Raw genomic sequence first — 6,000 nt, 5'->3', positions numbered from 1 at the left:
GTGTGAAGTAAATCTGTATCATGTCACTGTAATAGTTATGGTATCAACGACTGAAGCTTTTCTTTACAGAAAATACTACAATAAGCCAGTAATCGAATACTTTATTTAAAGTGTTGATAATCAATATTGTGAAAATATCATGATGTTTATGCTGAAACACGTACGTGTTTTCGAAAAAAGTCGTACATGTTTAAAAAAATTCATGTACGTGTTTTTCTATAAAATGATAGGGATACAACTATACATGTTTAAAAGTTACAATAACTCTACTTTACAGGGCTTTGTCATAAAAGATATCGCTGACAATTATCGAGTGAGTAAGAAAAGGTTGAAATGTGATAGCAAAAGGCGTTGGGGTACCATGAAAATTTACTACCACCATTCTATATGTACACTGTAAGTCCGTATAATATATGGAATAGCGGTAGTAATTGTAACAAACGAGAGTAAAAACGCCCGTTGTTTTTGCTGGATTTATTTGATTTGCTTAAACGCTTTTCCGAGCATATCCGTGATGTCGCTGGCGATCATGCTCTCTTCCGAGCGGAAAGCGGCGGCGAGATCACCGGCTGTGCCGTGCAAGAATACTCCGACTACAGCGGCAGTTTCCGGAGAATAGTCTTGCGCCAATAAGCTGAGGATGATACCCGTCAGCACGTCTCCGCTACCGGCGGTTGCCATGCCCGGATTTCCGCAACTATTGAAATAAATGTTTCCTGCCGGAGAACAAATAGCGGTATAAGCACCTTTCAATACGATACAAATCTTATGTTCGGCGGCGAAAGATTGCGCTTTCATCAAACGGTCGTATGAGTTCGTGCTTTCACCCGCTATCCGGTCGAACTCCTTCGGATGGGGAGTGAGGATGCTCCGTGGCGGGATCTTATTGAATAAGTCCTTGTTGGATGCCATTATATTAATAGCGTCCGCATCGATAACGACTGGTTTTGTGCTGGATTGCAGGATACGTTCGATCGCTGCTGCGGATTCTAAATGCTGTCCGAGTCCCGGTCCCATACCAACAGCGGAGTAACTACCTATCTCGGGAACCGTAGAGAAATAATCAGGATTTGCGTCTAGACTTAACATCGCTTCCGGGAAAGCGGTCTGGAAGATTGATTCGCCTCGGGTCGGGATATGCACGGTCAATAGTCCGGCTCCACTCCGTAAGCATGCCTTTGCGGATAATAGGGCGGCTCCCATTTTTCCTTTACTTCCGGCGATCAATAAAGCATGTCCGAACGTTCCCTTATGGGCGAAACGTTTGCGAGACTTTAACGAATAGGATATATCTTCTTCCGTAACCAATGAGTAAGGGGAAGCCGTCTCATAAATTGCGTCCGGATGGATTCCGATATCCAGTATTTTCCACTCGCCTACGTATTGCTCATTCTCCGGAAAAAGAAACGCCAGTTTCGGGAAGCCGAATGTCAAGGTTAAGCTGGCCTTGATGATCGCCTCCGAGTCATTCTTACGATTATCTTCCCCGAATAAGCCGGAAGGAATATCGATCGCTACGACTTCCGCCTCGGATTGGTTGATATAATTGACCATAGCGGCGAAACCTCCGGTGAGAGGACGGTTTAATCCCGAACCGAACAAGCCATCGATCACCACGTCTCGGTCGGTTAGCGTCGGCGGCTCAAAGTCACGGACCACTTCCGTAAATTCGATCCGTTCCATGTCGAGCAGACGCTGCTTGTTTTGCTCACACTCTACGGACAGATGCTCCGTCGGGTTGAATAAATACGTCTCTACCCGGTATGATTCCTCGTTCAAAAGGCGGGCGATGGCCAAAGCGTCGGCTCCGTTGTTGCCTTGACCGGCGAAAATCACGATGCGGACCTGCTTGGAGTAGCGCCGGCAAAACTCATGGACGAACGTCGTAGCGGCACGCTCCACTAAGTCGATCGAACTAATTGGCTCGTGTTGAATCGTATATTGGTCGAGCTCCTTTACCTTGTCTGTAGCGAATATCTTAATCATAATTCTAGATGTCTGGGGTTTTATTCTGCTTACAAATGTATAACAAACTTTGGTATGTTGCTACACTTTTTTGTGCATCGCCGAAAAAGTTGTACATTTGTCCCCTCGAAAACCGAAAGATTTATGGACAGAATTCGTCTAAAAGACAAAGAATTTGAACTGTTTATTCCGGAGTCGGATATTCAGGCGGCTATCGCTAAAATGGCCGTTCAGATTAAAGCGGATGTGGAAGGGAAAAATCCTCTATTCGTGGGTGTGCTAAACGGGGCTTTTATGTTTGTCGCCGAGCTGATGCGTGAGCTGGATGTTCCGTATGAGCTGACATTCGCTCGTTATTCCTCGTATCAAGGAACTTCCAGTACGGGCATATTGAATGAGATCATGCCGGTGCAGGCTGATATTCGCGGACGTATGGTGATCTTATTGGAGGATATTATCGATACGGGCTTTACGATGAGCTACGTGATGGAGAAGCTTCGGAGCGAGGGTGCCGCCGATGTAAGATTGGCAACGATGCTTTTCAAGCCGGAATCCTTGAAATGCGAGTTGACTCCGGATTATGTAGGCTTACAGATACCCGCTGATTTTATCGTGGGACATGGTTTGGATTATGATGAGTTGGGCCGCTCATATAAGGATATCTACAAGGTTGTGGAATAAAATAGTATACATTATATATAATAAAGGAACAATAGTATGTTGAACGTGGTTATTTTTGGTGCTCCCGGTTCAGGTAAGGGAACACAAAGTGAGTTGATTATTAAAGAATACGGTTTGGATCATATCTCTACTGGCGATGTATTGCGTGGCGAGATGAAGGCTGAGACTGAACTGGGCAAGATCGCTAAGGATTATATCGAGAAGGGACAATTGGTTCCGGACGAGTTGATCGTTGATATGTTGGCGAATGTATTGGATAGCAAGAAGCCGGCTAAGGGCGTAATCTTCGATGGTTTCCCTCGTACGATCCCTCAAGCGAAAGCCTTGAAGAAGATGTTGAACGAGCGTGGAACAGACGTTTCCGTTATGTTGAACCTTCAAGTAGAGGAAGAGGAGTTGATCAAGCGTTTATTGGAGCGCGGTAAAGTATCCGGACGTTCTGACGATAACTTGGAGACGATCAAATCCAGACTGGATGTTTACCATACTCAAACAGCTCCTTTGGCAGACTACTATGTAGGTGAAGGCAAGCACGTAGCCATCAAAGGGATGGGAACAATCGAGGAAATCTTCGGTCGTATCAAAGAGGCGGTTAATAACGTAAAATAATTGAAATAAACCAATATGGCTGAATCGAACTTTGTAGATTATGTCAAGATCTATTGCCGCTCAGGAAAGGGTGGAAGAGGATCTTCTCACTTCCGTCGTGAGAAATACATTCCGAAAGGAGGTCCCGACGGGGGCGATGGAGGGAGAGGAGGTCATGTGTATCTCCGTGGTAACCGGAATTACTGGACGCTCCTTCACTTGAAATATGAGCGTCATATCATGGCCACCAATGGTGAGAGTGGTAGCGCGAAGCGTAGCTCGGGTAAAGACGGGGAGGATCGAGTAATCGAGGTTCCTTGCGGTACGGTTGTTTACGATGCTGAGACCGGAGAGTTTATTTGCGACGTTACGGAAGACGGTCAGCAAGTGATGTTGCTGAAAGGCGGTCGTGGCGGTCTGGGGAATTTTAACTTCAAGACGGCTACCAATCAAGCGCCCCGTTATTCGCAACCGGGTGAGCCGGCATTGGAACGTACGGTGATTCTTCAGTTGAAATTGCTGGCCGATGTCGGTTTGGTAGGCTTCCCGAATGCGGGTAAATCTACCTTGCTTTCTGTCGTATCCGCCGCTAAACCGAAGATCGCTAATTATCCTTTTACTACGTTGGAGCCTAATTTAGGCATCGTGAGTTATCGCGATAACCGTTCGTTCGTAATGGCCGATATACCGGGTATTATCGAAGGAGCAAGCGAGGGAAAAGGTTTGGGACTTCGTTTCTTACGTCATATCGAACGTAATTCCTTGTTATTGTTCATGGTTCCCGCTGAGGCAGACGATATCAAGAAAGAATACGAGATCTTGCATAATGAGTTAGTGAAGTATAATCCGGAATTGCTGGATAAACGCCGTGTACTGGCCATCACCAAGAGCGATATGCTGGATGAGGAATTGATCGAGGCTTTGTCGCAAGACTTGCCGGAGGGAATTCCGTATGTCTTTATATCTTCTATCACGGGACTGGGTATTGTCGAGTTGAAAGACCTTTTATGGAAAGAGCTGAATAAGGAGAATTTCCATGAGGCAGAGCGAATTGTCCATAAGAATATAGATGTAAGCACGTTGGAATTTGAGGACGACGACGAATACATCTTCCCCGTGGATGAGGACGAGGATGACCCGGATGAGGAATACGAGGAATACTGGGACGATGATGAAGATGAAGATACAAGAAAATAAGCAAATAGAGGTGTCGCGGTTCTCCGGGTTAAGCGGATACCGCGACATTTCTCATTTTACGACAACACGTCATGGCGGCGTGAGTACGGGAACGTACGCTTCGATGAATCCGGGCGTTTATACCGAGGATGATCCGGGCTTCATCCGGAAGAACTTGGAACTTCTTTCGGATGCGGTCGGGATTTCCCTAGAGAATATGGTTATACCTCATCAGACCCATGAGGATCGAGTATTGGCGATCGACGCGTCTTTCCTTTCGCTGAATGATAAAGAGCGAAAGCTACGTTTGGAAGGCGTGGACGCTTTGGTGACGAATGTTCCGGATGTATGTGTAGCCGTATCTACGGCGGATTGTGTCCCTGTCTTGTTATATGCGCCGGATCGTAAAGTGGTAGCTGCCGTCCATGCGGGTTGGCGGGGTACGGTTTTACACATAGCTCGTAAGGCGGCAAGCTTGATGATCGAGGCATACGATTGCGATCCTACTCAATTGGTTGCCGGAATAGGTCCCTCTATCAGTCAAGCGGCATTTGAGGTGGGAGAGGAAGTCGTAAAAGCTTTTCAAATGGCGGGCTTCCCAATGGAGCGGATTCTTCGACGTAATGCGGAGACTCAAAAAGCGCATATCGATCTATGGGAAACCAACCGTTTACAATTGTTAGAGGCAGGATTGCTCTCCGAGCATATAGAGATCGCTGGCATCTGTACTTATATTCGGTATGAGGATTATTTCTCCGCTCGTCGCCTCGGTGTCAAAAGCGGCCGGATCCTTACCGGGATATGCTTGAAAAAATCTTAGTTATATTGGCTCAAACTTATAATAGACATGATTTCAATCACTCTTTCATCTGAGATATCGGAGGCTTGCCCCGATCTTCACGTGTTGGCTATCGCCTGCCAAGTAAAGAACACGGAGCCCGATGAACGACTTTGGGAAGAAATAACCCGTGTTGAGGAGGACATCCGTTCTACCTGTAAGATAGAGGATATTAATAAGTGGACTCCTATTTTCGCTACCCGTCAAGCTTATAAACGTCTGGGGAAAGACCCGAACCGGTATCGCCCTTCCGCCGAGGCGTTAAGACGGCGGATACTTCGCGGGCTTCCTTTATATAAGATAGATACCTTGGTGGATATCGTCAATCTGGTTTCTATCCGTAGCGGTTATTCTATCGGAGGATTTGACGCAGATAAGATTGTAGGCGGATTGGAACTAGGTGTCGGAAAAGAGGGGGAAATTTATCACGGTATCGGACGTGGTGAATTGAATATCGCCGGTCTTCCAGTCTACAGGGATGGAGTAGCGGGTGTCGGAACGCCTACCAGCGATGAGGAACGTACCAAGATTGAAATGTCGACCACTTCATTGTTAATGATTCTGAATGGTTATTCCGGTAAGGAGGGCTTATTGGAAGCGGGTGGTTACTCGGTTGACTTATTAAAAAGATATGTCTCAGCGGTAAACGTGGAAGCGGAACTGATATGCCGAGAAAACAGAGGAAAAATAACGTTATAACCGTGTTAATATTGTTTACAAAGCGAAAAATGTCCATCTTTTATGCTAAAAAA

6 protein-coding genes are annotated in these 6,000 nt (G+C 46.2%); 5 read left to right on the top strand and 1 reads right to left on the bottom strand.

Translation table 11 applies throughout. The features are described from left to right. Positions 1-474: 474 nt before the first annotated feature. On the bottom strand, positions 475-1,986 hold the full coding sequence (locus tag DWX84_RS16845; RefSeq protein ID WP_005854801.1) for a bifunctional ADP-dependent NAD(P)H-hydrate dehydratase/NAD(P)H-hydrate epimerase: 1,512 nt from the start codon (positions 1,984-1,986) through the stop codon (positions 475-477). Positions 1,987-2,109: 123 nt separating this feature from the next. On the opposite strand from DWX84_RS16845, the gene hpt reads away from it, so the two are divergent. Genes hpt through DWX84_RS16820 form a run of 5 tightly spaced genes read left to right on the top strand, consistent with a single transcriptional unit; the run spans position 2,110 to position 5,947 of the window. Beyond that, positions 2,110-2,646 (top strand): hypoxanthine phosphoribosyltransferase, encoded by a 537-nt coding sequence (gene hpt / locus DWX84_RS16840; RefSeq protein ID WP_010183721.1) that lies wholly within the window; start codon positions 2,110-2,112, stop codon positions 2,644-2,646. 36 nt (positions 2,647-2,682) lie between these two features. Next, positions 2,683-3,255, top strand: a complete 573-nt coding sequence (locus DWX84_RS16835) for an adenylate kinase (protein ID WP_005854805.1) — start codon at positions 2,683-2,685, stop codon at positions 3,253-3,255. Between the two features lie 15 nt (positions 3,256-3,270). Beyond that, positions 3,271-4,431: a GTPase ObgE gene (obgE, locus tag DWX84_RS16830; protein ID WP_005854807.1), complete on the top strand. Its 1,161-nt coding sequence runs from the start codon at positions 3,271-3,273 to the stop codon at positions 4,429-4,431. After that, positions 4,403-5,230 carry a peptidoglycan editing factor PgeF gene (gene pgeF / locus DWX84_RS16825; protein WP_121773339.1) on the top strand — a complete coding sequence of 276 codons (828 nt, stop codon included), beginning with the start codon at positions 4,403-4,405 and terminating at the stop codon, positions 5,228-5,230. The genes obgE and pgeF overlap by 29 nt, the downstream gene beginning before the upstream one ends. Before the next feature lie 27 nt (positions 5,231-5,257). Next, entirely contained in the window at positions 5,258-5,947 is a 690-nt protein-coding gene (locus DWX84_RS16820) for a B3/4 domain-containing protein (protein WP_005854811.1), read from the top strand. Positions 5,948-6,000: the final 53 nt, after the last annotated feature.

It is taken from the genome of Parabacteroides sp. AF21-43 (genome assembly GCF_003635435.1).
GTDB lineage: Bacteria > Bacteroidota > Bacteroidia > Bacteroidales > Tannerellaceae > Parabacteroides > Parabacteroides distasonis.
Note: the sequence above shows the minus strand (reverse complement) of the source record. Positions and strands in the feature narration are given on the sequence as shown.

Bases quoted from the DNA above. Each gene is read 5' to 3' on its own strand.
- pgeF (WP_121773339.1), top strand. From the start codon at position 4,403: ATGATGAAGATGAAGATACAAGAAAATAAGCAAATAGAGGTGTCGCGG.
- DWX84_RS16845 (WP_005854801.1), bottom strand. From the start codon at position 1,986: ATGATTAAGATATTCGCTACAGACAAGGTAAAGGAGCTCGACCAATAT.
- hpt (WP_010183721.1), top strand. From the start codon at position 2,110: ATGGACAGAATTCGTCTAAAAGACAAAGAATTTGAACTGTTTATTCCG.
- obgE (WP_005854807.1), top strand. From the start codon at position 3,271: ATGGCTGAATCGAACTTTGTAGATTATGTCAAGATCTATTGCCGCTCA.
- DWX84_RS16835 (WP_005854805.1), top strand. From the start codon at position 2,683: ATGTTGAACGTGGTTATTTTTGGTGCTCCCGGTTCAGGTAAGGGAACA.
- DWX84_RS16820 (WP_005854811.1), top strand. From the start codon at position 5,258: ATGATTTCAATCACTCTTTCATCTGAGATATCGGAGGCTTGCCCCGAT.